The sequence below is a fragment of the Bordetella genomosp. 10 genome (assembly GCF_002261225.1).
GTDB lineage: Bacteria > Pseudomonadota > Gammaproteobacteria > Burkholderiales > Burkholderiaceae_B > Bordetella_C.
Genome location: NZ_NEVM01000001.1, coordinates 526,799 through 547,067, shown reverse-complemented (window position 1 = coordinate 547,067; position 20,269 = coordinate 526,799). Strand labels below are relative to the sequence as shown.

15 protein-coding genes and 2 riboswitches are annotated in these 20,269 nt (G+C 68.4%); of the genes, 6 read left to right on the top strand and 9 right to left on the bottom strand.

Annotation, left to right across the window (positions count from 1 at the left end; genetic code table 11):
• Positions 1–282 precede the first annotated feature (282 nt).
• The gene (coq7, locus tag CAL29_RS02390; RefSeq protein WP_094851399.1) at positions 283–978 is read right to left on the bottom strand and encodes a 2-polyprenyl-3-methyl-6-methoxy-1,4-benzoquinone monooxygenase; all 696 of its coding nucleotides are present in this window, start codon (positions 976–978) and stop codon (positions 283–285) included.
• A gap of 262 nt (positions 979–1,240) precedes the next feature.
• On the opposite strand from coq7, the gene CAL29_RS02385 reads away from it, so the two are divergent.
• From CAL29_RS02385 to CAL29_RS02375, 3 genes are read left to right on the top strand one after another with little or no spacing between them, the layout of a single operon-like run.
• A complete protein-coding gene (locus CAL29_RS02385) occupies positions 1,241–1,687 on the top strand; it encodes an OsmC family protein (RefSeq protein ID WP_094851398.1) in 447 nt (148 codons plus the stop codon).
• Positions 1,688–1,691: 4 nt separating this feature from the next.
• On the top strand, positions 1,692–2,486 hold the full coding sequence (locus tag CAL29_RS02380) for a thymidylate synthase (RefSeq protein ID WP_094851397.1): 795 nt from the start codon (positions 1,692–1,694) through the stop codon (positions 2,484–2,486).
• Positions 2,483–3,016 carry a dihydrofolate reductase gene (locus CAL29_RS02375; protein ID WP_094851396.1) on the top strand — a complete coding sequence of 178 codons (534 nt, stop codon included), beginning with the start codon at positions 2,483–2,485 and terminating at the stop codon, positions 3,014–3,016. Before CAL29_RS02380 ends, CAL29_RS02375 begins: the two co-directional genes overlap by 4 nt.
• 10 nt (positions 3,017–3,026) lie before the next feature.
• Here CAL29_RS02375 and CAL29_RS02370 read toward each other — a convergent pair whose 3' ends face one another.
• Entirely contained in the window at positions 3,027–4,469 is a 1,443-nt protein-coding gene (locus CAL29_RS02370) for an aminotransferase-like domain-containing protein (RefSeq protein WP_256977144.1), read from the bottom strand.
• 315 nt (positions 4,470–4,784) lie between these two features.
• On the opposite strand from CAL29_RS02370, the gene CAL29_RS02365 reads away from it, so the two are divergent.
• Entirely contained in the window at positions 4,785–6,107 is a 1,323-nt protein-coding gene (locus tag CAL29_RS02365) for an aspartate aminotransferase family protein (protein ID WP_179283878.1), read from the top strand.
• Positions 6,108–6,391: 284 nt separating this feature from the next.
• Positions 6,392–7,852 carry a CoA-acylating methylmalonate-semialdehyde dehydrogenase gene (locus CAL29_RS02360; protein WP_094851395.1) on the top strand — a complete coding sequence of 487 codons (1,461 nt, stop codon included), beginning with the start codon at positions 6,392–6,394 and terminating at the stop codon, positions 7,850–7,852.
• 126 nt (positions 7,853–7,978) lie between these two features.
• On the opposite strand, the gene gcvP is transcribed toward CAL29_RS02360, so the two are convergent.
• From gcvP to gcvT, 3 genes are all read right to left on the bottom strand, one after another.
• On the bottom strand, positions 7,979–10,852 hold the full coding sequence (gcvP, locus tag CAL29_RS02355) for an aminomethyl-transferring glycine dehydrogenase (protein ID WP_094851394.1): 2,874 nt from the start codon (positions 10,850–10,852) through the stop codon (positions 7,979–7,981).
• A 79-nt stretch (positions 10,853–10,931) separates the two neighbouring features.
• Positions 10,932–11,300, bottom strand: a complete 369-nt coding sequence (gene gcvH / locus CAL29_RS02350; RefSeq protein WP_094851393.1) for a glycine cleavage system protein GcvH — start codon at positions 11,298–11,300, stop codon at positions 10,932–10,934.
• A gap of 98 nt (positions 11,301–11,398) precedes the next feature.
• The gene (gene gcvT / locus CAL29_RS02345; RefSeq protein ID WP_094851392.1) at positions 11,399–12,499 is read right to left on the bottom strand and encodes a glycine cleavage system aminomethyltransferase GcvT; all 1,101 of its coding nucleotides are present in this window, start codon (positions 12,497–12,499) and stop codon (positions 11,399–11,401) included.
• 97 nt (positions 12,500–12,596) lie between these two features.
• A riboswitch (glycine riboswitch) is annotated at positions 12,597–12,702 on the bottom strand.
• 37 nt (positions 12,703–12,739) lie between these two features.
• Positions 12,740–12,844, bottom strand: a riboswitch (glycine riboswitch).
• Positions 12,845–12,907: 63 nt separating this feature from the next.
• Here gcvT and CAL29_RS02340 point away from each other — a divergent pair.
• Entirely contained in the window at positions 12,908–13,852 is a 945-nt protein-coding gene (locus CAL29_RS02340; RefSeq protein WP_094851391.1) for a LysR family transcriptional regulator, read from the top strand.
• On the opposite strand, the gene CAL29_RS02335 is transcribed toward CAL29_RS02340, so the two are convergent.
• From CAL29_RS02335 to CAL29_RS02320, 4 genes are all read right to left on the bottom strand, one after another.
• Positions 13,819–15,132, bottom strand: coding sequence for an MFS transporter (locus tag CAL29_RS02335; protein ID WP_256977143.1), 1,314 nt, complete (start codon positions 15,130–15,132; stop codon positions 13,819–13,821). The two genes, CAL29_RS02340 and CAL29_RS02335, sit on opposite strands and share 34 nt — an antisense overlap.
• Positions 15,133–15,180: 48 nt before the next feature.
• Entirely contained in the window at positions 15,181–16,335 is a 1,155-nt protein-coding gene (locus CAL29_RS02330; RefSeq protein WP_094851390.1) for a mandelate racemase/muconate lactonizing enzyme family protein, read from the bottom strand.
• 351 nt (positions 16,336–16,686) lie between these two features.
• On the bottom strand, positions 16,687–17,919 hold the full coding sequence (locus CAL29_RS02325; protein ID WP_094851389.1) for an NAD(P)/FAD-dependent oxidoreductase: 1,233 nt from the start codon (positions 17,917–17,919) through the stop codon (positions 16,687–16,689).
• 58 nt (positions 17,920–17,977) lie between these two features.
• On the bottom strand, positions 17,978–20,239 hold the full coding sequence (locus CAL29_RS02320) for an arginine/lysine/ornithine decarboxylase (protein WP_094851388.1): 2,262 nt from the start codon (positions 20,237–20,239) through the stop codon (positions 17,978–17,980).
• Between the last annotated feature and the right edge of the window lie 30 nt (positions 20,240–20,269).

The window sequence follows — 20,269 nt, the reverse complement described above, 5'->3', positions numbered from 1 at the left end:
AGGAGACAACCGTGGCAAGTCGAAAGGGTTAACCCTGGAGGGTCCACCGGAAGCTGTCGGGGTTCTGCACCGCGCCGACTGCGTTTCGACATCCGTTGAGTGAATATTAACCAGAACTTTTGTGCGATGCAAGAAAAATTTTTAGGAGGCTTACAGATCAGCACAGATGTTGCTTTGGTGCATCGCATTATAGACGCCGCCGGGGGAAATGGCACGCCCGGCAAGCGTCAAATGTATCGGGGACGCATAAGAGGGTTAACCCTGTCCCCATTCTACCGGGCGTCAAATCCAATACGCCGTGGTCGTCATCACCCGCGACAACGCCCGCATGGCGCCCCGCACCGGCAAGGGCAGCGGCGTGGCGCCCGCCCGTTCGGCGCTCACCCGGTGGTTGATCTCGTCCTGCTTCATCTGCTCGACCACGTTGCGGGAGCGCTGGTCCTGGGCCGGCAGCACCTTCAGATGGCTGTCCAGGTGGGCCTCCACCTGGCGCTCCGTCTCCGCCATGAAGCCCAGGTTGCGCGGCACGCCGGCGCGGCCGGCCGCCAGGCCCAGCGCGAAGGAGCCGGCGTACCAGAGGGGATTGAACACGCTGACGTGGCTGCCCAGCTCATCCAGGCGGCGCGCGCACCAGGCCAGGTGGTCGACTTCCTCGGCGGCGGCGTCCAGCAACAGGGCGCGGGCGGCGGGTTCGGCGCAGGCCACGGCCTGGCCCCGGTACAGGGCCTGGGCGCAGACCTCGCCGACGTGGTTGACCCGCATCAGGCCGGCGGCATGGCGTTTTTCCTGCGCCGTGAGGGGGTCGTCCCCCACCTCGGCCCCGGCGGGGTACGGCCGGCTGGCGCTGGCGTTGTTGGAAAGCACCTGCAAGGCGCGGTCGACCTCGCCCAGCAGGACGTCCAGCGGGCTCCGGCGCCGCAGGAAGCCCGGGGCGGAAGGGGTGAAGGCGGACGAGGAAGCGGTGGCGGACGGCGGCATGGCGGACTCCTGGTGACGGCGCGCGGCGGAGGCGGCGCGGGACGACGAGCATCTATTGTAGTAAGGGCGCCGGCCATTGCCTGGGCGATCACGACGCCTATTGATCCCAGTCAGAAGCAGTGCTTGGCCCAGGCCGCCCCCTTGCCGCGTTGTTCCCATGGGCATCCCCTAGGGCTCGCGGCAGACCGGCTATGATCTCCGCTTTGGGACGCCGCCCCCCGGGCGCCGTCGCGCAACAATTACGCAATTACGGGATTTCGACATGGAATGCACGATCGACTGGGGCGGCCCTTCGGGCATGCTGTTCGTAGCGACCTCCGGCAGCGGCCACGTCGCCGCGATGGACGGCGCCGTGGAGGGCGGCGGCCACGACCTGGCCTTTCGCCCCATGGAAATGGTGCTGGCCGGCACCGGCGGCTGCACGGCGTACGACGTGGTGCTGATCCTCAAGCGCGGCCGCCACGCGGTCACCGGCTGCAGCGTCAAGCTGCAGGCCGACCGTGCCGACACCGATCCCAAGGTGTTCACCAAGATCCACTTCGCCTTCACCGTCACCGGCAGCAAGCTGCCGCGCGCCGCCGTCGAGCGCGCCGTGCAGTTGTCGCACGAGAAATACTGCTCGGCCTCGGCCATGATGGCCAAGACCGCCGAGCTGACCTTCTCCGTCGACGTGGTCGACACCAGCGAAGACGCCGCCCAGGCGGCCTGAGCCCATGGCCCAATACGAAGACTTCATGCGCCATGTCTACGAACATGGCGTCACCAAGACCGACCGCACCGGCACCGGCACGCGCTCGACCTTCGGCTACCAGATGCGCTTCGACCTGGCGCAGGGCTTCCCCCTGGTCACGACCAAGAAGCTGCACACCAAGAGCATCTTCATCGAACTGCTGTGGTTCCTGCGCGGCGACGCCAACGTGCGCTGGCTGCAGGAACGCGGCGTGACCATCTGGGACGAGTGGGCCGACGCCAACGGCGACCTGGGCCCGGTCTACGGCGTGCAATGGCGCTCCTGGCCGACGCCGGACGGCGGCCATATCGACCAGATCAGCCAGTTGATCGACCAGATCCGCCGCACGCCCGATTCGCGCCGCCTGATCGTGTCGGCGTGGAACGTGGGCGAGATCCCCAACATGGCGCTGCCGCCCTGCCACGCCTTCATGCAGTTCTACGTGGCGGAAGGCAAGCTGTCGTGCCAGTTGTACCAGCGCAGCGCGGACATCTTCCTGGGCGTGCCCTTCAATATCGCCAGCTATGCCCTGCTGACCCACATGGTGGCGCAGCAATGCGACCTGGAGCCGGGTGATTTCATCTGGACCGGCGGCGACTGCCACATCTACAGCAACCACTTCGAGCAGGTCGAGCTGCAGTTGTCGCGCACGCCCTACCCCTATCCCAAGCTGCGCATCAAGCGCAAGCCGCCGACCATCTTCGACTACGAGTACGAAGACTTCGAAATCGTCGACTACCAGTCGCATCCGCACATCAAGGGCCAGGTCGCCGTATGAAAGAAGCCAACCCGGCCGGCGCGGACGGCCATGCGGCGCCCGCGCCGGTGCTGACGCTGGTCGTGGCCTACGCGCGCAACCGCGTGATCGGCCGCGACAACGCCCTGCCCTGGAAGCTGCCGGGCGACCTGGCGCATTTCAAGCGCACGACGCTGGGCCATCCCATCGTCATGGGGCGCAAGACCTGGGAATCGCTGGGGCGGCCGCTGCCGGGACGCCGCAATATCGTCATCAGCCGCGACCCCGCCTACGCGGCGGCCGGGGCGGAAGTGGTCGGCAGCCTGCCGGCCGCGCTGGCAGCGTGCGCGCAGGCGCCGCAGGTATGCGTGATCGGCGGCGCGCAGATCTATGCCGCCGCCCTGCCCCTGGCGCGGCGCATCGTCGCCACGGAAGTCCGGGCGGACGTGGAAGGCGATGCCTGGTTCCCGCCCTTGCCGGCGGACGAATGGCGCGAAGTCTCCCGCCAGGCGCAGCCGGACGAGAACGGCTACGCCTACGATTTCGTGGAATACGAGCGGCAGGCGCGCTGAAGCGCCCTCGTCACCCGGCCATCGCCTGGCGCAGGAAGCGCCATAAGGACGCGTCCTCGGAATAGGCCACGTTCAGCCGCAGCCAGGGGACGTCTTCCTGCTCGGCATCGAAATACGAGCCCGGCGCCAGCCAGATGCCGTCGCGCAAGGCGCGGCTGGCCAGGGCGTTGGCGCCGCCCTTCCACGCCTTCGGCAGGCCGGCCCACAGGAACAGGCCCGCGCGCGGTTCCGAATGCAGGGTCATGCCCAGCTCGGCCAGGGACTGCGCCACCTTGCCGTGCGCCAGCGCCAGCCGCTCGCGCACGCGCCCGACGTGGGCCTGGTAGCGCCCTTCGTGCAGGGCCTGGTGCACGACGCGTTCGAGGATTTCCGGCGAGGTCAGGCCCACCGCCATCTTGGTGCGCGCCATGTCGCGCACCACCTCGGCATGGGCCACCAGATAGCCCACCCGCACCGAGGGGCTGACCACCTTGGAGTAACCGCTCAGGTAGACCACGCGGCGCGCGCCGTCCAGGGCCGCCAGCATGGGCGCCACGCCCACCGCCAGCTCGCGGGAGATGTCGTCCTCGATGATCCACATATCGTGCTGCTCCGCCACGCGCAGCAACTGGAAGGCGTTGGCCATGCCCAGGGTGGCGCCGGTGGGATTCTGCAGGACCGGGTTGACGAACAGCGCGCGCGGCCGGTGCAGCGCGGCCAGTTGCTCCAGGGCCTGGCAGTCCAGTCCGGCGGCGCCGCGGTCGACGGAGACGATGCGCAGGCCGGCCAGCCGCAGCAGCGGCAGGAGATTGGCATAGCAGGGGCGCTCGACGACCACGGTGTCGCCCGGCCGCAGGAGCGTGCGTATGGCGAGGTCCAGGCCATGCGTCACGCCCTGGGTCAGCAGCACCTGGTCGGGCTGCACCGGCAGGCCCAGGCTGGCCAGGCGGCCCGCGATGGTCTCGCGCAACGGCGCGTAGCCGTAGGGATGGCCGTAGCCCGCGATGCGGGCGCCGGGCACGCGCGCGACGTGGCGCAGGCCCAGGTGCAGGCCGTCCTCGTTGAGCCATTCGCCCGGCAGCCAGCCGCAGCCGGACTTGACCGGGATGGAGTGGTCGGCGAAGACGTCCGACAGCAGCCATTCGGCGCCCGGCGTGGGCGGCGACCACGGGCGCGGCGGCGCGCCGGCGGCGTCCTCCGGCGAGGCGCTGGGGCGGGCGGCCACGCGGTAGCCGGCGCCGGGCCGGGACGCGACGCGCCCGGCCGCCGCTAGCCGCGCATAGGCGGCCGCCACGGTGAAGGTGCTGACCTCATGGATCCGCGCGAAATCGCGCACCGACGGCAGCGCCATGCCGGGACGCAGCGCCTGGGTATCGATGGCGCGCGTGACGGCGTCGATCACCTGCTGGACGAGGCTGGGCGCGCGGGCGCGGTCGCGCACGGGCTGGAATTCGATGAGGGGCAGGTCGGTCACGGGAATACTCGGCGTGGGTCAGTGCCAGGATGGCCGCTTGGTGCGGCACGGGCGGCACGGGCATGATGTGCTCCCGTCCGCCTCGCGGGGTGTTTCATTGGCGCGCGACATTTCTATACAGTTGTTCAGGATATACCTGTACGGTCAGGGATATTTGCGCAAATTGTATATGTTCATGCCCCCGCGGCAGGGCCACAATCGCCGCTATCGCCACTCAGTCGCCGGGCGATACGACTGCCTGCCATGGCAACCTGGTCCCCGGCGCCGCGCCGCCCCTTCGGCGGTTGCGCCCTCCGCTTACTCCTGGAGCCCTCGATGAACGCCCCCGCCATGCCCGACCTGTCGCATCTCTGGATGCCCTTCACCGCCAACCGCCAGTTCAAGGCCGATCCGCGCATGCTGGCCGGCGCCAAGGACATGTACTACACGGCGCTGGACGGCAGGCAGATCCTGGACGGCACCGCGGGCTTGTGGTGCGTCAACGCCGGCCACTGCCGCACGGAAATCGCCCAGGCGATCGCCAGCCAGGCCGCGCATCTGGACTACGCGCCCGGCTTCCAACTGGGCCATCCGCTGGCGTTCGAGGCCGCCACCGCCGTGGCCGGCTTGATGCCGGCCGGCATGGACCGCATCTTCTTCACCAACTCCGGCTCCGAATCGGTCGATACGGCGCTGAAGATCGCCCTGGCCTACCACCGCGCGCGCGGCGAGGGCCAGCGCACCCGCCTGATCGGCCGCGAGCGCGGCTACCACGGCGTGGGCTTCGGCGGCATTTCGGTGGGCGGCATTTCCGGCAACCGCAAGACCTTCTCCGGGGCGCTGCTGCCGTCGGTCGATCACCTGCCGCACACCCACAACCTGGAAAAGAACGCCTTCAGCAAGGGCCAGCCCGCCTGGGGCGGCCACCTGGCCGACGAGCTGGAACGCATCCTGGCCCTGCATGACCCGTCCACCGTGGCGGCCGTCATCGTCGAGCCCATGGCCGGCTCCACCGGTGTGCTGATCCCGCCGCAGGGCTACCTGGAGCGCCTGCGCGAAATCACGGCCAAGCACGGCATCCTGCTGATTTTCGACGAAGTCATCACCGCCTACGGCCGCCTGGGCGCCGCCACCGCCAGCGAGTTCTTCGGCGTGACGCCGGACCTGATCACCATGGCCAAGGGCGTCAGCAACGCCGCCGTGCCGGCCGGCGCGGTCGCGGTCAAGCGCGAGGTGCACGACGCCGTCGTCAACTCGGTCAACGGCGGCATCGAATTCTTCCACGGCTATACCTACTCGGCCCACCCGCTGGCGGCCGCCGCGATCCTCGCCACCCTGGACATCTATCGCCGCGACCAGTTGTTCGCCCGCGCCCGCGAACTGGCGCCGGCGTTCGAGAAAGCCGCCCATGGCCTGCAAGGCGCGCGCCACGTCATCGACGTGCGCAACATCGGCCTGGTCGCCGGGATCGAACTGTCGCCGCGCGACGGCGCGCCGGGCGCCCGCGCGGCCGAAGCGTTCAAGAAATGCTTCGACGCCGGCCTGATGGTGCGCTACACCGGCGACATCCTGGCGATCTCGCCGCCGCTGATCATCAGCGAAGCGCAGATCGCCGAGATCTTCGACACCATCGGCAAGGTGCTGAAAGAAATCGCCTGATCGATTGATCGCCTGACCGATCGCCCCACCGATCGATCGTCTTCGGCGTTCGTTCCTCGCCCCGTGCCTTGCGGCTCCCCGCAAGGCACGGGGCAAATTGTTTCCGGGGAGAGAAAGGGTGGAGGGGTAGCCAAGTCAGCCTGTCATCGAATATCCCCTATGATCCGAATAGGCGAAAGCCTCTGGGTAATACCGCGAACCCGTCCGCGCGGCTACCGTGATCCAGCCTGCCGCGATCGGGAGTCCGGTATCCCGGTGGACCCTCTCTGCCCCTACTACCCTTCATGCTGAAGATTCCGCATTTCATCAACGGCCAGCTCTACGACGGCCGCAGTCCCCGTTACGCCGATGGCTTCGATCCGGCGCGCGGCGAGATCATTTCCAACGTGCCGCTGGCCGGGCCCGACGAGGTCGACCTGGCCGTGGCGGCCGCCGACTTCGCCTTCCCCGCCTGGTCCGAAACGCCGCCGCAGCGGCGCGCCCGCGTGCTGTTCAATTTCAAGGCCCTGCTGGAACAGCACCAGGAGGAACTGGCCGCCACCCTCACCCGCGAGCATGGCAAGGTGCTGGCCGAGGCGCGCAGCGAGGTCGCGCGCGCCATCGACATGGTGGCGTACGCCTGCGGGATTCCGCGCTTGCTCAAGGGGCAGTACACCGAACAGGTCGAGGACGGCGTCGACAACTGGAGCCTGCGCGAGCCGCTGGGCGTCGTGGCCGGCATCACGCCTTTCAACCTGCCCATGCTCGCGCCCTGCTGGATGTTCCCGCTGGCGCTGGCCTGCGGCAACACCTTCTTGCTCAAGCCTTCCGAACGCACTCCCTCCATCCCCGTGCGGCTGGGCGAGCTGCTGCGCGAGGCGGGCCTGCCGGCGGGCGCCTTCAACGTGCTGCACGGGGACAAGCTGGCGGTGGATGCCCTGATCGCGCACGCCGGTGTGCAGGCCGTGTCCTTCGCCGGCTCGTCGCCGACGGCGCAATACGTCCATGCCCAGGCATCGGCGCGCGGCAAGCGCGTGCAGGCCCTGGGCGGCGCCAAGAACCACCTGGTGGTCATGCCCGACGCGGACCTGGACCTGGCGGCAGATGCCCTGCTGAAGGCGGCCTATGGCACGGCGGGCGAGCGCGGCATGGCGGTGTCGGTGGCCGTGGCGGTGGGCGGCGCCGCCGACCCGCTGGTCGAGCGCCTGGCGCCGCGCGTGCGGGCATTGAAAGTAGGCAATGGCATGGATCCCGATACCGGGATGGGTCCGCTGATCAGCGCGCAGCATCGGGTCAAGGTGCTGGGCTATATCGAGGACGGCGTCGAGGCGGGCGCCACCATCGTCGTCGACGGCCGGGATCTGCGGGTCCCCGGGCACGAAAAAGGCTTCTTCGTGGGAGGCACGCTGTTCGACCACGTACGGCCGGCCATGAATATCTATCGAGAGGAAATCCTCGGCCCGGTGCTGTGCGTCCTGCGCGTGCCCGACCTGAAGTCGGCGGTGACGCTGGTGAACCAGCACGAATACGCCAACGGCGCGGCCTGCTACACGCGCGACGGCGCCACCGCGCGCGCCTTCGCCCGCGGCGTGCGCACCGGCATGGTCGGCATCAACGTGCCCATCCCGGCGCCCGCGGCCTGGCATTCCATCGGCGGACGAAAGCAGTCGCTGTTCGGCGACTTCCCTCTCTGCGGCGAGGAAGGCCTGCGCTTCCATACCCGCTACAAGAGCGTAATGCAGCAGTGGCCGGGCGAGGCCTTATAAAAAAAAGAAAAAGGCCGGGCGCAAGCCTCGGTGCCCATCCAGGGCGTAGCGGAGCCGGCTTTGCCGGTCCGCCAACGCCGCCCCCTGGAGGGGGCCCGCGAAGCGGGTAGGGGGTGGGCCTTCCCCTCAGGCGTACGCCTCGATGGGCAGGCAACTGCACACCAGGTTGCGATCGCCGTAGGCGTTGTCGACGCGCGCCACCGGCGGCCAGTACTTGCCGTCGCGCAGGCTGGGCAGCGGGTAGGCGGCCTGGCTGCGCGGGTAGTCGTGATGCCATTCGTCCGCCAGCAAGGCGGCGGCGGTATGGGGCGCGTTCTTCAACACGTTGTCGTCACGGTCGCGCTCGCCGCGCTCCACCTGGGCGATTTCCGCGCGGATGGCGATCATCGCGTCGATGAAGCGGTCCAGCTCGGCGCGGCCTTCCGACTCGGTGGGCTCGACCATCAGCGTGCCGGCCACGGGGAAGCTCATGGTCGGCGCGTGGAAACCGTAGTCGATCAGGCGCTTGGCGATGTCCTCGTTGGAAATGCCGCTGGTCTCCTTCAACTGGCGCACGTCGAGGATGCACTCGTGCGCCACGCGGCCGTTGCGGCCCGAATAGAGCACCGGGTAGTGCGCGCGCAGGCGCTCGGCGATGTAGTTGGCGCTGAGTATGGCCACTTCGGTGGCGCGCAGCAGGCCTTCCGCGCCCATCAGCGCGATGTAGATGTACGGGATGGGCAGGATGCCGGCCGAGCCGAACGGCGCGGCCGAGACCGGGCCGACCTTGGCGCCGGCGGGCAGCTTGCCGCCGGCGTCCAGCACGCCGGGAAGATACGGCGCCAGGTGGCCGCGCACCGCCACGGGGCCGACGCCCGGGCCGCCGCCGCCGTGCGGGATGCAGAAGGTCTTGTGCAGGTTCAGGTGCGACACGTCGGAACCGAATTTACCCGGCTTGGCCACGCCCACCATGGCGTTCATATTGGCGCCGTCCATGTACACCTGGCCGCCGGCCGCGTGCACGATCTCGCAGATCTCGGTAATGGCTTCCTCGAACACGCCGTGGGTCGAGGGGTAGGTGATCATCAGCGCGGCCAGGCGGTCGCCCACCTGCGCCACCTTGGCACGCAGGTCGGCCACGTCGACGTTGCCGTTGGCGTCCGACGCCACCACCACGACCTGCATGCCGGCCAGTTGCGCCGACGCCGGGTTGGTGCCGTGCGCCGAGGACGGGATCAGGCAGACGTTGCGCTGGTGCTGGCCGTTGGCCTCGTGATAGCCGCGGATGGCCAGCAGGCCGGCGTATTCGCCCTGCGCGCCCGAATTGGGCTGCAGGCTGACGGCGTCGTAGCCGGTGATTTCGCACAGCGCGGCCGACAGGCGCTCGATCAGTTCCGCGTAGCCGGCCGACTGTTCGGCCGGGGCGAACGGGTGGATCATGGCGAACTCGGGCCAGGTGATGGGAATCATCTCGGCCGTGGCGTTCAGCTTCATGGTGCACGAACCCAGCGGGATCATGCTGCGGTCCAGCGCCAGGTCCTTGTCGGACAGCTTGCGCAGATAGCGCAGCATGTCGGTTTCGGACTGCACGCTGGAGAAAACCGGGTGGGTCAGGATGTCGCCCTGGCGCGCCACGGCGGCCGGGATGCCGGTGACGGCGCCCGCTTCCAGCGCGTCGACGTCCAGCGCCGGCGCGGCCTTGCCCAGGCCGCGCGCGAACGCGGCCACCAGTTCCCGCAGGTCTTCCGCGGTGACGGTTTCGTCCAGCGCGACGGACACCTGGCCGTCGTCGACCAGGCGCAGGTTGATGCGCTGGGCCACGGCAGCGTCGACCACGGCCCGGGTGGCGGCGCCGGTGCGCACCAGCAGCGTGTCGAAGAAGGTGTCGTTGACCACGGCGGCGCCGAGCGACTGCAGGGCGCCGCGCAGGATGGCGGTGGCGGCGTGCACGCGCTGGGCGATGCGGCGGATGCCGGCCGGACCGTGCCAGACGGCGTACATGCCGGCCATCACGGCCAGCAGCACCTGCGCCGTGCAGATATTGGAGGTCGCCTTCTCGCGGCGGATGTGCTGCTCGCGGGTTTGCAGGGCCAGGCGCAGCGCCGTGTTGCCCTGGGCGTCCTTGGACACGCCGACCAGGCGGCCGGGCATGTTGCGCTTGTAGGCGTCCTTGCAGGCCATGAAGCCGGCGTGCGGGCCGCCGAAGCCGAAGGGCACGCCGAAGCGCTGGGCCGAGCCGATGGCGATGTCCGCGCCCCACTCCCCGGGCGGCGCCAGCAGCGCCAGGGCCAGCAGGTCGGTGGCGCAGGCCACCACGGCGCCCTGCTCATGGGCGCGCGCGGCCAGCGCGCGGTAGTCGTCGATGGCGCCCAGGCTGTGCGGGTATTGCAGCAGCACGCCGAAGCAGTCCGGCAGGCCGTCGGCCTCGTCGCCCACGGTCACGGCGATGTCCAGGCCTTCGGCGCGCGTGCGCACGACTTCGATGGTCTGGGGATGGCAGTGCCGCGACACGAAGAAGACATTGCTGGAGGACTTGGCGCCGCGACGCGCCAGCGTCATGGCTTCGGCGGCGGCCGTGCCCTCGTCCAGCAGCGACGCGTTGGCGATGTCCAGGCCGGTCAGGTCCATGACCATGGTCTGGTAGTTCAGCAGCGCCTCCAGGCGCCCCTGGGAGATTTCCGGCTGGTAGGGCGTGTAGGCCGTGTACCAGGCGGGATTCTCCAGGATGTTGCGCAAGATGACGTTGGGGGTGTGCGTGCCGTAGTAACCCTGCCCGATGTAGTTGCGGAAGACCTGGTTGCGGCCGGCGATCTGCTTGAGCTCGGCCAGCACGTCCGGTTCGCTGCGCGCGGCCGGCAGCGCCAGCGGGTCGCGGCTGCGGATGGCGGGCGGCACCACCTGGTCGATGAGCTCGTCCAGGCTGGAGAGTCCCAGCACCGCCAGCATGGCGGCCTGGTCGGCCTCGGAGGGGCCGATGTGGCGGGGAATGAAATCGGAATGGGTGTCTAGGGCGCGCGACATGGATATCTCGGTGGGACGACTGCGTCCGCAGCCAGGCGGACGGGCAGCGGGCGCCGGCCAGGCCGGCGCCCGCTGCGGTTCAGAGTTTTTCGTAGCCGGCGGCGTCGAGCAGACCGTCGACGTCGGCGGGATTGTTCGGCTTGATCTTGTAGATCCAGGCCTCGAAGGCGGACTCGTTGATCAGGCCGGGCGAGGCTTCCAGCGCGTCGTTGAAGGCGACGATTTCGCCGGCGACGGGGGCGTAGATGTCCGAGGCGGCCTTGACCGACTCGACCACGCCGGCGGTCTCGCCGGCGGCCAGCTTGGCGCCAACCTTGACGTCGCCGACGAAGACGAGATCGCCCAACTGCTCCTGGGCGCTATCGGTGATGCCGACGACAAACACGTCGCCCTCGGCTTTGATCCACTCATGGGATTCGGTGTACTTGCGATCGGTAGGCAGGCTCATGGAGGCTCCTGGGTAGACGTTGGATGACGATGTAGGGTTGCGCGCCCACCCGTCCCGGCCCGCGGCGTAGGCGGGCCCCGGAACGGGAAGCTACGAGTTTACGGGTGTTCGACGGCTTTGCCGTTGCGCACGAAGGGCAATTTGGTCACCGAGGCGGGCACCCACTTGCCGCGGATCTCCACTTCCACCTGGTCGCCCGGGCGGGTGCCGGCCGGCATGCGGGCGAACGCGATCGACACGCCCAGGGTGGGCGACATGGTGCCGCTGGTGATCTCGCCTTCGCCGGCGGCGCCGCGCACCTTCATGTGCGGGCGCATGACGCCGCGCTCGCCCAGCTTCAGGCCGACGAAATCGTTGGGGGTGGGGAATTGCTCGATGGCGGCGCGGCCGATGAACTGGCGCGCGGCATCCTTCAGCGACACGGTCCAGGTCAGGCCGGCCTGCGCGGGCTGCGTCAGCTCGTCCATGTCCTGGCCGTACAGGTTCATGCCGGCTTCCAGGCGCAGCGTGTCGCGGGCGCCGAGGCCGCAGGGGCGCACGCCCTGGGCCACCAGGTCGCGCCACAGGGCCACGACCTGCGTGGCGGGCAAGACGATCTCGAAACCGTCCTCGCCCGTATAGCCCGTGCGGGCCACCAGCGTGTCGGCCTCGGCCATGACGCCGACGAAGGGCGTCAGCGGCTCGGACGCGGCGCGCCAGGCCGGACGCGCGGCCCACACCTTGGCGCGGGCATTGGGGCCCTGCACGGCGACCATGGCGAGGTCCCGGCGCGGGGTGATGGCGACGTCGAATTTTTCGGCGGCGGCCACGCGCTGCATCCAGGCGACGTCCTTGTCGGCGGTGCCGGCGTTGACCACCACGCGCCAGCGGTCGGCGGCGAAGAAGTAGACGATGAGGTCGTCGATGACGCCGCCTTCCGGGTTCAGCATGCAGCTATACAGGGCCTTGCCGGGCACGGTCAGCTTGGCGACGTCGTTGGCGATCAGGCGGCGCAGGAAAGCGCCGGCGCCCGCGCCGATCACGTCGACGTTGAGCATGTGCGACACGTCGAACATGCCGGCGTCGGTGCGCACGGCATGATGTTCTTCCAGTTGCGAACCGTAGGCCAGCGGCATGTCCCAACCGCCGAAATCGACCATGCGCGCGCCGGCGGCGAGGTGTTCGGGTGCCAGGGGGGTTTGTTTGAGGGTGGCGGACATGGAAACTCCGGTAGGGCCTGCCAGGGGATCGGAAAACGACCGGATGGCGGCGGGGGTCTCGGAAAACCCCTGCGAACCGCCTGCCGGCCGGTGGTGTTTCCGCCCCTCTGTCCTTTTGCCTGAGAGTTGCCCCGCATGGCGGGTGTGCACCTTCGGCGCCTGGCCGCCCCGCGGGGGCACCAAGTCTCTCCAGAGTACTGTTTCAGCCCCTATAGGTACGTGGCGTGTACGTGTACGGGCCGGGCACGTGCGGTATGGGATACCTGAGCGATTCCGGGCGAATTGCGCCTTCGGCGGCGGACGGCAAGGTAGTCCCCTGGGTCCGCTCTCTCCCGCACGTTACATGACAGCGGGCACAAGTATAGGGGGAAAGAGCGGGGTTCTGCAAAGCCTGCGACACTGCTCGCCATGGAAAAATTTCCCGACATCCGCGACCTGCAGATTTTCTGCACCGTCGTCCGCCTGGCCAGCTTCGCCCGGACGGCGGCCGAACTCGATACGTCCACCTCGTACATCAGCAAGCGCATCGGCATCCTCGAACGCGATCTCGGCACTACCCTGCTGCATCGCACGGCGCGCCAGATCACGCCGACCGAGGACGGCGAGGCGATCCATCGCTGGGCGCTCTACATGCTGGACGCCGCGGCGCAGATGCACAGCGCCGTCTCCAGCGTGCGCACGGAACCGCGCGGCGACCTCCGCATCAGCGCCAGCTTCCGGGTGGGCCGCAATCTGCTCGCGCCCGCGCTGTCCGAATTGTCGCTGCGCTACCCGCGCCTAGATATTTCCCTGATCGTCATGGACCGGCCGGCCGACCTGATCGCCGAGGCGATCGACCTGGACATCCGCATTGGCGACGTGCCCGAGTCCCAACTGATCGCGCACCGCCTGGGCGTGAGCCGCCGCATCCTGTGCGCGTCGAGGGACTATCTGGCCCGGCGCGGCATGCCGGCCACGCCCGAGGACCTGCGCCGCCATGCCTGCCTGGTGTTCCGCGAGCGCGACCAGCCGTTCGGCACCTGGCGCCTGCGCCGCGGCGACGCGGTCCACACGACCAAGGTCAGCGGACCGCTGTCCTCGAACAACAACGACATCATCTGGAAGTGGGCTCTGGACGGCCACGGCATCATGCGCGCCTCCGCCTGGGATTGCGCGGCCAGCCTGGCGGCCGGCGCGCTGGTCCGGGTGTTGCCGGAATACGACTGGCCCGCCGACATCTGGGCCGTCACGACCGGCCGGCTGTCGAATTCGGCCAAGGTCCGGGTCTGCGTCGAATTCCTGCAGGGCTGGTTCGCCAGGGGGCTGGCCCAAGGCGCGGATCAGGACCGCGCCGCCGCGCCCAAGCGGGAATAGCGCTTCTCGCCCCGCCCTCCGGCGCCCGCCAGCGCGATCGCCACGCCGCCGAGCACCGCCGACAGCGCCAGGACCAGCAGCGACGGCAGATAGGTGTTCGACACCGACTTCACGTAGCCCACCACCAGCGGCCCCACGGACTGGCCGATAAGGTTGCCCACGCCGCTGACGATGGCGACGGCCGGGATGGCCTTGCGCGTCGGCAGGATCTCCGTCAACCAGGAGAAGATCAGCGGGTTGATCATCTTCAAGGTGAAACCGACGGCCACGAAGAGAAGGATCTGCAGGTAATAGAGCTGCGCCGGCACCAGGGCCGCCATGGCCATCATCACGCCAGTGAGCATGGTGGGGACGGCCGCATGCCAGCGCCGCTCCTGCCCGTGCAGGTCCGAGCGGCGGCTGATGTAGAAGATGCCCAGCATCGAGGCCACAAACGGCAGTCCGGAGAACACGCCGATCCAGATTTCGCTCAGGCTGCCGTAGGAACGCATGATGGTCGGCAGCCACAGCGTGGTCCCGTACATCAGCACACCGTTCAGCGCGAAACCCGCCGTCAGGAACCAGACCGCCGGCTCACCCAGCACGCGCCACCATGGGTCGGCCTCCGGCTTCTGGTAGGCCGCCTGTTCCGCGTCCAGTTCGGCCTTCAGGACATTGCGGTCCTCGACCGCCAGCCAGGCGGCCGAGTCCACGCTTTTTGGAATGGCGATGAACCAGACGACGCAGAAAATCCAGGCCGGCACGCCTTCGAGAATCATCATCATGCGCCAGTCGTAGTGCGACAGGATGGCGCCTGAGATCGGGCCGGCCAGGAAGCCGCCGGCCGGAATGGCCAGGTTCCAGATGCCGAATGCCCGGCCGCGCTCGGGTTTCATGAACCACTGCGACAGAAATAGCGACACGGCCGCGTAGATCGGCCCCTCGGCCAACCCCAGCAGGATGCGCAAGGCCACCAGTTCATGAAAGGTCCGGGCAAAGCCGGTCGCCAGCGCGGCGCCGCCGAACAGCAGCAGGGCGATGCCGATGAGCCGGCGCGGGTTGACGAGCAAGGCGATCAGGCCGCCGCCGACCTGGGTCACCACATAGCCCCAGGCAAAGGCAGCCCCTACCCAGCCGGCCTCGATCGAGGTCAGGCCGAGTTCCTTGGTGATGTGCGGCAGCGCCATCCCGATGTTGGCACGATCGAAGAACGAGATCGTGTACATGAGAAATGTCGCCGGAAGAATGATGAACCACCGCCTGCGCGCGATGGAACGATGGTCATGGGCCAGGGCATTCACGGAATCCTCCTCCTGTGGGGACTAGCGCGTGGTCGCGCTTGATTTATTTCAACGGTCGACGCGGTAGCGCTCGATCACATCGGCCTTCAGGCGCACGCCGAAGCCGGGCTCCTGCGGCACCTGCATGTAACCGTCGCGGATCTCGGGGAAGCCGTCGGGCAACTGCCACAGCAAGGGGTCGCGCACCTTGTTCGCAAAGATTTCGACGAACAGGGCATGAGGGTTGGCCGCGATCAAGTGCACGGCCACCTGCGGCTCCTCGTGGTGCGCCATCTCGACATTCATCAGCTTCGCCATGTCGGCGACGCGCTGCCATTCGGTGACGCCGCCGCACAGCGTGCAATCCAGGTTCAGGATGGAGACATCGCCCTTGGTGATCAGGTCGCGGCAGGCGCGCCCGCTGATCTCGCCCTGACCGACGTTGATCGGAATGCGGGTCTTGCTCGCCAGCAGCCGCAGGCCATCGGTCTGGTCGTACCACTTGACCGGTTCCTCCATCCAGCGCACGCCCAGGTCGGCCTTTTCCATGGCGACGCAGAACTTGACGGCGTCCAGGGGATCCCAACCCTGGTTGGCATCCACCGTCACGACGAAACCCGGGCCGCCGGCCTTGCTGGCGGCGCGAACGCGCGCCAAGTCCTCTTCCAGCGAGGCCCGCCCCACCTTCATCTTGATGCCCATGCAGCCGGCGGCACGCACCATTTCCACTTCCTCGGCGATCGCCTGGCAGGAATCGCGGCCATCCTTTGGGTAGTAGCCGCCGATCGAGATGACCGGCACACGCTCGCGCACGCCGCCCAGCAGCTTGTAGACCGGCGTCCGATAGAGCTTGCCGCGCGCATCCCACATCGCGTTGTCCAGGCAACTGATCGCCTGCATCAGGATGCCGCGCGGATGCATATCGAGCTGGTGCAGGCCGCGATTGCCCAGGTCGACGTTGACATGGAACATGCTTTCCCAAAGGCGCTGGAAGTCGCGCACGTCCTGGCCCACCAGCAGGGGCGCCAGGTGGGCGCGGACGACGTCGACGATTTCGCGCTGGGTATGGAATTCGTCGCCGCCGTACGTCTCGCCGACCAGGCCGTTGGCCAGATGCACCCGTGTCACGATCGTCGGCCGGGAAGCCACCTGATACGTACCGCCCTTGAAAACCTCTTCCAGCTTCATGTCGAGCGGAATGACCTCGATCGCATCGATCTTCATGTGTACTCCCTTTGCGTGCGGATAATGGGTAAATGCGAAGGCTGTGCGGGACCGCGGCGTCGCAGGCGCGCGCCGGCCCCCGGGGCGTATCCATGGACCTGGATGCGCCCTGCGGAAAATTCAGCGGAAAGCGTTGCGCCCGTCCGGCACGGCGGCGCGGAAACGGGGCGGGATTAGTCCACTAGGTGTGGACGTGGGAGGTAGCCGGCACTGTTGTCTCCTTGTTTGCCATGGATGCAAACGATACGGAAACAGGCCAGGGCCGGACAAGACCGGCAATGGAAACCAGCCGGCCACGAAACGTGAACGATGGCGGCGGGAAAAACGGCCGCGGCGGCGCGGCCGCTTGCGTCAGAGCGCGCGCCCGCAGGCGACGGCGGAGGCCCAGGCCCACTGGAAGTTGTATCCGCCCAACCAGCCCGTGACGTCGACGGCTTCGCCGATGAAATGCAGGCCGGGGACGCCGCGCGCCTGCATGCTCTTCTGGTCCAGGCCGCGGGTGTCGACGCCGCCGCGCATGACTTCGGCCTTCTTGTAGCCGGCGGTGCCGGTGGGCGTCAGGGTCCAGTCGTGGATGCGCGCCGCCAGGGCGCGCAGGGCCTTGTCGGGCGTGTCGGCCAGGCGCTGCGCGGCCAGGCCGTCGCGTTCCAGCCACGCCTCGGCCAGGCGGCGCGGCCACAGGCCGGCCAACACGGTGCCCAGTTGCTGGCGATTGCCCGGCTTGGCGGCCACCAGGTCCTGCCCCAGGTCCAGGCCCGGCGCCAGGTCCAGGCTCAACGGCTCGCCGGGATTCCAGTAGCTGGAGATCTGCAGGATGGCTGGGCCGGACAGGCCCCGGTGCGTGAACAGCAAGTCTTCCAGGAACTCGCCCTGCCCGCTGCGCACGCCGGCCTCCAGCGCCACGCCGGACAAGGCGGCGAAGGGCTGCCACAGGGCCGGATCGAAGGTCAGCGGAACCAGGGCAGGACGCGGCTCGACCACCTTCAGGCCGAACTGCCGCGCCACTTTCAGGCCGTAGTCGGTGGCGCCCAGTTGCGGAATGGCCATGCCGCCGGTGGCGATGACCAGCTTGGCGGCGCGCAGGACGCCGGCCGTGGTGGTGCGCAGGACGTAGACGCCGTCCGCGCCCGCGGCCGTGCGGGCGTCGCTTCCCGCGCCGGGCCCTTCGCCCCGCCCCGCCTCGCGCGCGATCTCCGCCACCGCGCAGCCCATGCGCCACTGCACGTCGCCGGCGCCGCATTCCGCGCGCAGCACGTCGATGACGGATTCGCTGGAATCGTCGCAAAACAACTGGCCGCGATGCTTCTCGTGCCAGGACACGCCGTGCCGGCGCAACAGGTCGAGGAAATCGCGCGGCCCGTAGCCCGCCAGCGCGGAGCGGCAGAAATGCGGATTCTCCGACAGGAAATTGGCCGGTCCCGCGCCCAGGTTGGTGAAATTGCAGCGGCCGCCGCCGGAGATGCGTATCTTCTCCGCCAGCTTGTCAGCGTGGTCGATCAGCACCACGCGCAGGCCGCGCTGGCCGGCGACGGCGGCGCACATCATGCCCGCCGCGCCCGCGCCGATGACCGCTACGTCGTACATGGGACCGCCATGCTCCGGCCGGCGCGCGTCGGCGCGCCGGTCCGCGCTCGCGCCACGCTCATTGTTCCTTCAGGCAATCGACGTAATAGCGCACTTCGCCGTCCTCGTCCGTCTCCTCGGCCAGGCCGTGGATGTCGGTTTCGAAGCCGGGGAAGCGCGCATTGAAGGCGCGCGCGAACTGCAGGTACTCGACGATGGTGCGGTTGAAGCGCTCGCCCGGAATCAGCAGCGGAATGCCGGGCGGATAAGGCGTCAGCAGCACGCCGGTGACGCGGCCTTCCAGGTCCTCGACGCTCACCCGCTCGACCTCGCGGTGCGCCATGCGGGCAAAGGCGTCGGACGGCTTGAGCGCCGGCACCATGTCGCTGAGATACACCTCGGTGGTCAGGCGCGCGACGTCGCTTTCGCGGTACGCCTCGTGGATCTGCTGGCACAGGTCGCGCAGGCCCATGCGCTCGTACCGGCGATGGTCGCGGCAGAACTCGGGCAGGATGCGCCACATCGGCTGGTTGCGGTCGTAGTCGTCCTTGAACTGCTGCAAGGCGGTCAGCAGCGTGTTCCAGCGGCCCTTGGTGATGCCGATGGTGAACAGGATGAAGAAGGAATACAGGCCGGTCTTCTCCACCACCACGCCGTGCTCGGCCAGGTACTTCGACACCAGGGCGGCCGGGATGCCGGTCTCGCCGAAGCTGCCGGAAATATCCAGCCCCGGGGTGATGATGGTGGCCTTGATCGGGTCCAGCATGTTGAAGCCGTCGGCCAGGTCGCCGAAGCCGTGCCAGTGGTCGTTCGATTCCAGCAACCATTCGTCGCGGTTGCCGATGCCTTCGGACACCAGGCGGTTCGGGCCCCAGACCTTGAACCACCAGTCGTTGCGGCCGTATTCCGATTCCACCTTGCGCATGGCGCGGCGGAAGTCCAGCGCCTCGCGGATGCTTTCCTCGACCAGCGCGGTGCCGCCCGGGGGCTCCATCATGGCCGCCGCCACGTCGCAGGACGCGATGATCGCGTACTGCGGCGACGTGGAGGTATGCATCAGGTAGGCTTCGTTGAAGATGTTGCGGTCCAGCGTGCGGGTCTGGGACTCCTGCACGATGATCTGCGAGGCCTGAGAAATGCCCGCCAGCAGCTTGTGCGTGGAGTGCGTGGCGAAGACGATGGCGTCCTCGCTGCGCGGCCGGTCCGGGCCGATGGCGTGCATGTTCGTGTAGTACTCGTGGAAAGCCGCGTGCGGCAGCCAGGCTTCGTCGAAGTGCAGCGTATCGATGTAGCTGCCCAGCTTCTCCTTGATCATTTCCACGTTGTAGATGACGCCGTCGTAGGTGCTCTGCGTCAGCGTCAGGATGCGCGGCTTCTTGTTCACCGCCTCGCGCGCGAAGGGATTGGCCTCGATCTTCCGGGCGATGTTCTCGGGCTCGAATTCCTCGATGGGGATGGGCCCGATGATGCCCAGGTGGTTGCGCGTGGGGCGCAGGAACACCGGGATCGCGCCCGTCATGGTGATGGCGTGCAGGATGGACTTGTGGCAGTTGCGGTCGACCACCACCACGTCGCCGGCGGCGACGTTGGCGTGCCACACCACCTTGTTCGACGTCGACGTGCCGTTGGTGACGAAGTAGCAGTGATCGGCGTGGAAGATGCGGGCGGCGTTCAGCTCCGACTCGGCCACCGGCCCGGTGTGGTCCAGCAACTGGCCCAGTTCGTCCACTGCGTTGCACACGTCGGCGCGCAGCATGTTCTCGCCGAAGAACTGGTGGAACATCTGGCCCACCGGGCTCTTCAGGAACGCCACGCCGCCGGAGTGGCCGGGGCAGTGCCAGGAATAGGAGCCGTCCTGGGCGTACTTGACCAGTTCGCGGAAGAACGGCGGCGCCAGGCTGTCGACGTAGCTGCGCGCCTCGCGGATGATGTGGCGGCCGACGAACTCCGGCGTGTCCTCGAACATGTGGATGAAGCCGTGCAGCTCGCGCAGGATGTCGTTCGGGATGTGCTCCGAGGTGCGCGTCTCGCCATACAGGTAAATGGGGATGTCGGCGTTGCGGAAACGCAGTTCGCCGATGAAGGCGCGCAGGTTCTTGATGGCGCTGGCCACGTCCTCGGGCGAGTCGACGTCGAATTCCTCATCGTCGATGGACAGGATGAAGGCGCTGGCGCGGCTCTGCTGCTGCGCGAAGGAACTGAGGTCGCCATAGCTGGTGACCCCCAGCACTTCCACGCCCTCGGCCTCGATGGCCGCGGCGAGCGCGCGGATGCCCAGCCCCGAGGCGTTCTCGGAGCGGTAATCTTCGTCGATGATGACAATGGGGAACCGGAATTTCATGCGGGCACTCCTGCGGGGGGTATGGCGAAA

Bases quoted from the DNA above. Each gene is read 5' to 3' on its own strand.
- CAL29_RS02340 (WP_094851391.1), top strand. From the start codon at position 12,908: ATGGAAAAATTTCCCGACATCCGCGACCTGCAGATTTTCTGCACCGTC.
- coq7 (WP_094851399.1), bottom strand. From the start codon at position 978: ATGCCGCCGTCCGCCACCGCTTCCTCGTCCGCCTTCACCCCTTCCGCC.
- CAL29_RS02380 (WP_094851397.1), top strand. From the start codon at position 1,692: ATGGCCCAATACGAAGACTTCATGCGCCATGTCTACGAACATGGCGTC.
- CAL29_RS02375 (WP_094851396.1), top strand. From the start codon at position 2,483: ATGAAAGAAGCCAACCCGGCCGGCGCGGACGGCCATGCGGCGCCCGCG.
- gcvH (WP_094851393.1), bottom strand. From the start codon at position 11,300: ATGAGCCTGCCTACCGATCGCAAGTACACCGAATCCCATGAGTGGATC.
- CAL29_RS02365 (WP_179283878.1), top strand. From the start codon at position 4,785: ATGAACGCCCCCGCCATGCCCGACCTGTCGCATCTCTGGATGCCCTTC.
- CAL29_RS02325 (WP_094851389.1), bottom strand. From the start codon at position 17,919: ATGTACGACGTAGCGGTCATCGGCGCGGGCGCGGCGGGCATGATGTGC.
- CAL29_RS02360 (WP_094851395.1), top strand. From the start codon at position 6,392: ATGCTGAAGATTCCGCATTTCATCAACGGCCAGCTCTACGACGGCCGC.
- gcvT (WP_094851392.1), bottom strand. From the start codon at position 12,499: ATGTCCGCCACCCTCAAACAAACCCCCCTGGCACCCGAACACCTCGCC.
- gcvP (WP_094851394.1), bottom strand. From the start codon at position 10,852: ATGTCGCGCGCCCTAGACACCCATTCCGATTTCATTCCCCGCCACATC.
- CAL29_RS02320 (WP_094851388.1), bottom strand. From the start codon at position 20,239: ATGAAATTCCGGTTCCCCATTGTCATCATCGACGAAGATTACCGCTCC.
- CAL29_RS02385 (WP_094851398.1), top strand. From the start codon at position 1,241: ATGGAATGCACGATCGACTGGGGCGGCCCTTCGGGCATGCTGTTCGTA.
- CAL29_RS02330 (WP_094851390.1), bottom strand. From the start codon at position 16,335: ATGAAGATCGATGCGATCGAGGTCATTCCGCTCGACATGAAGCTGGAA.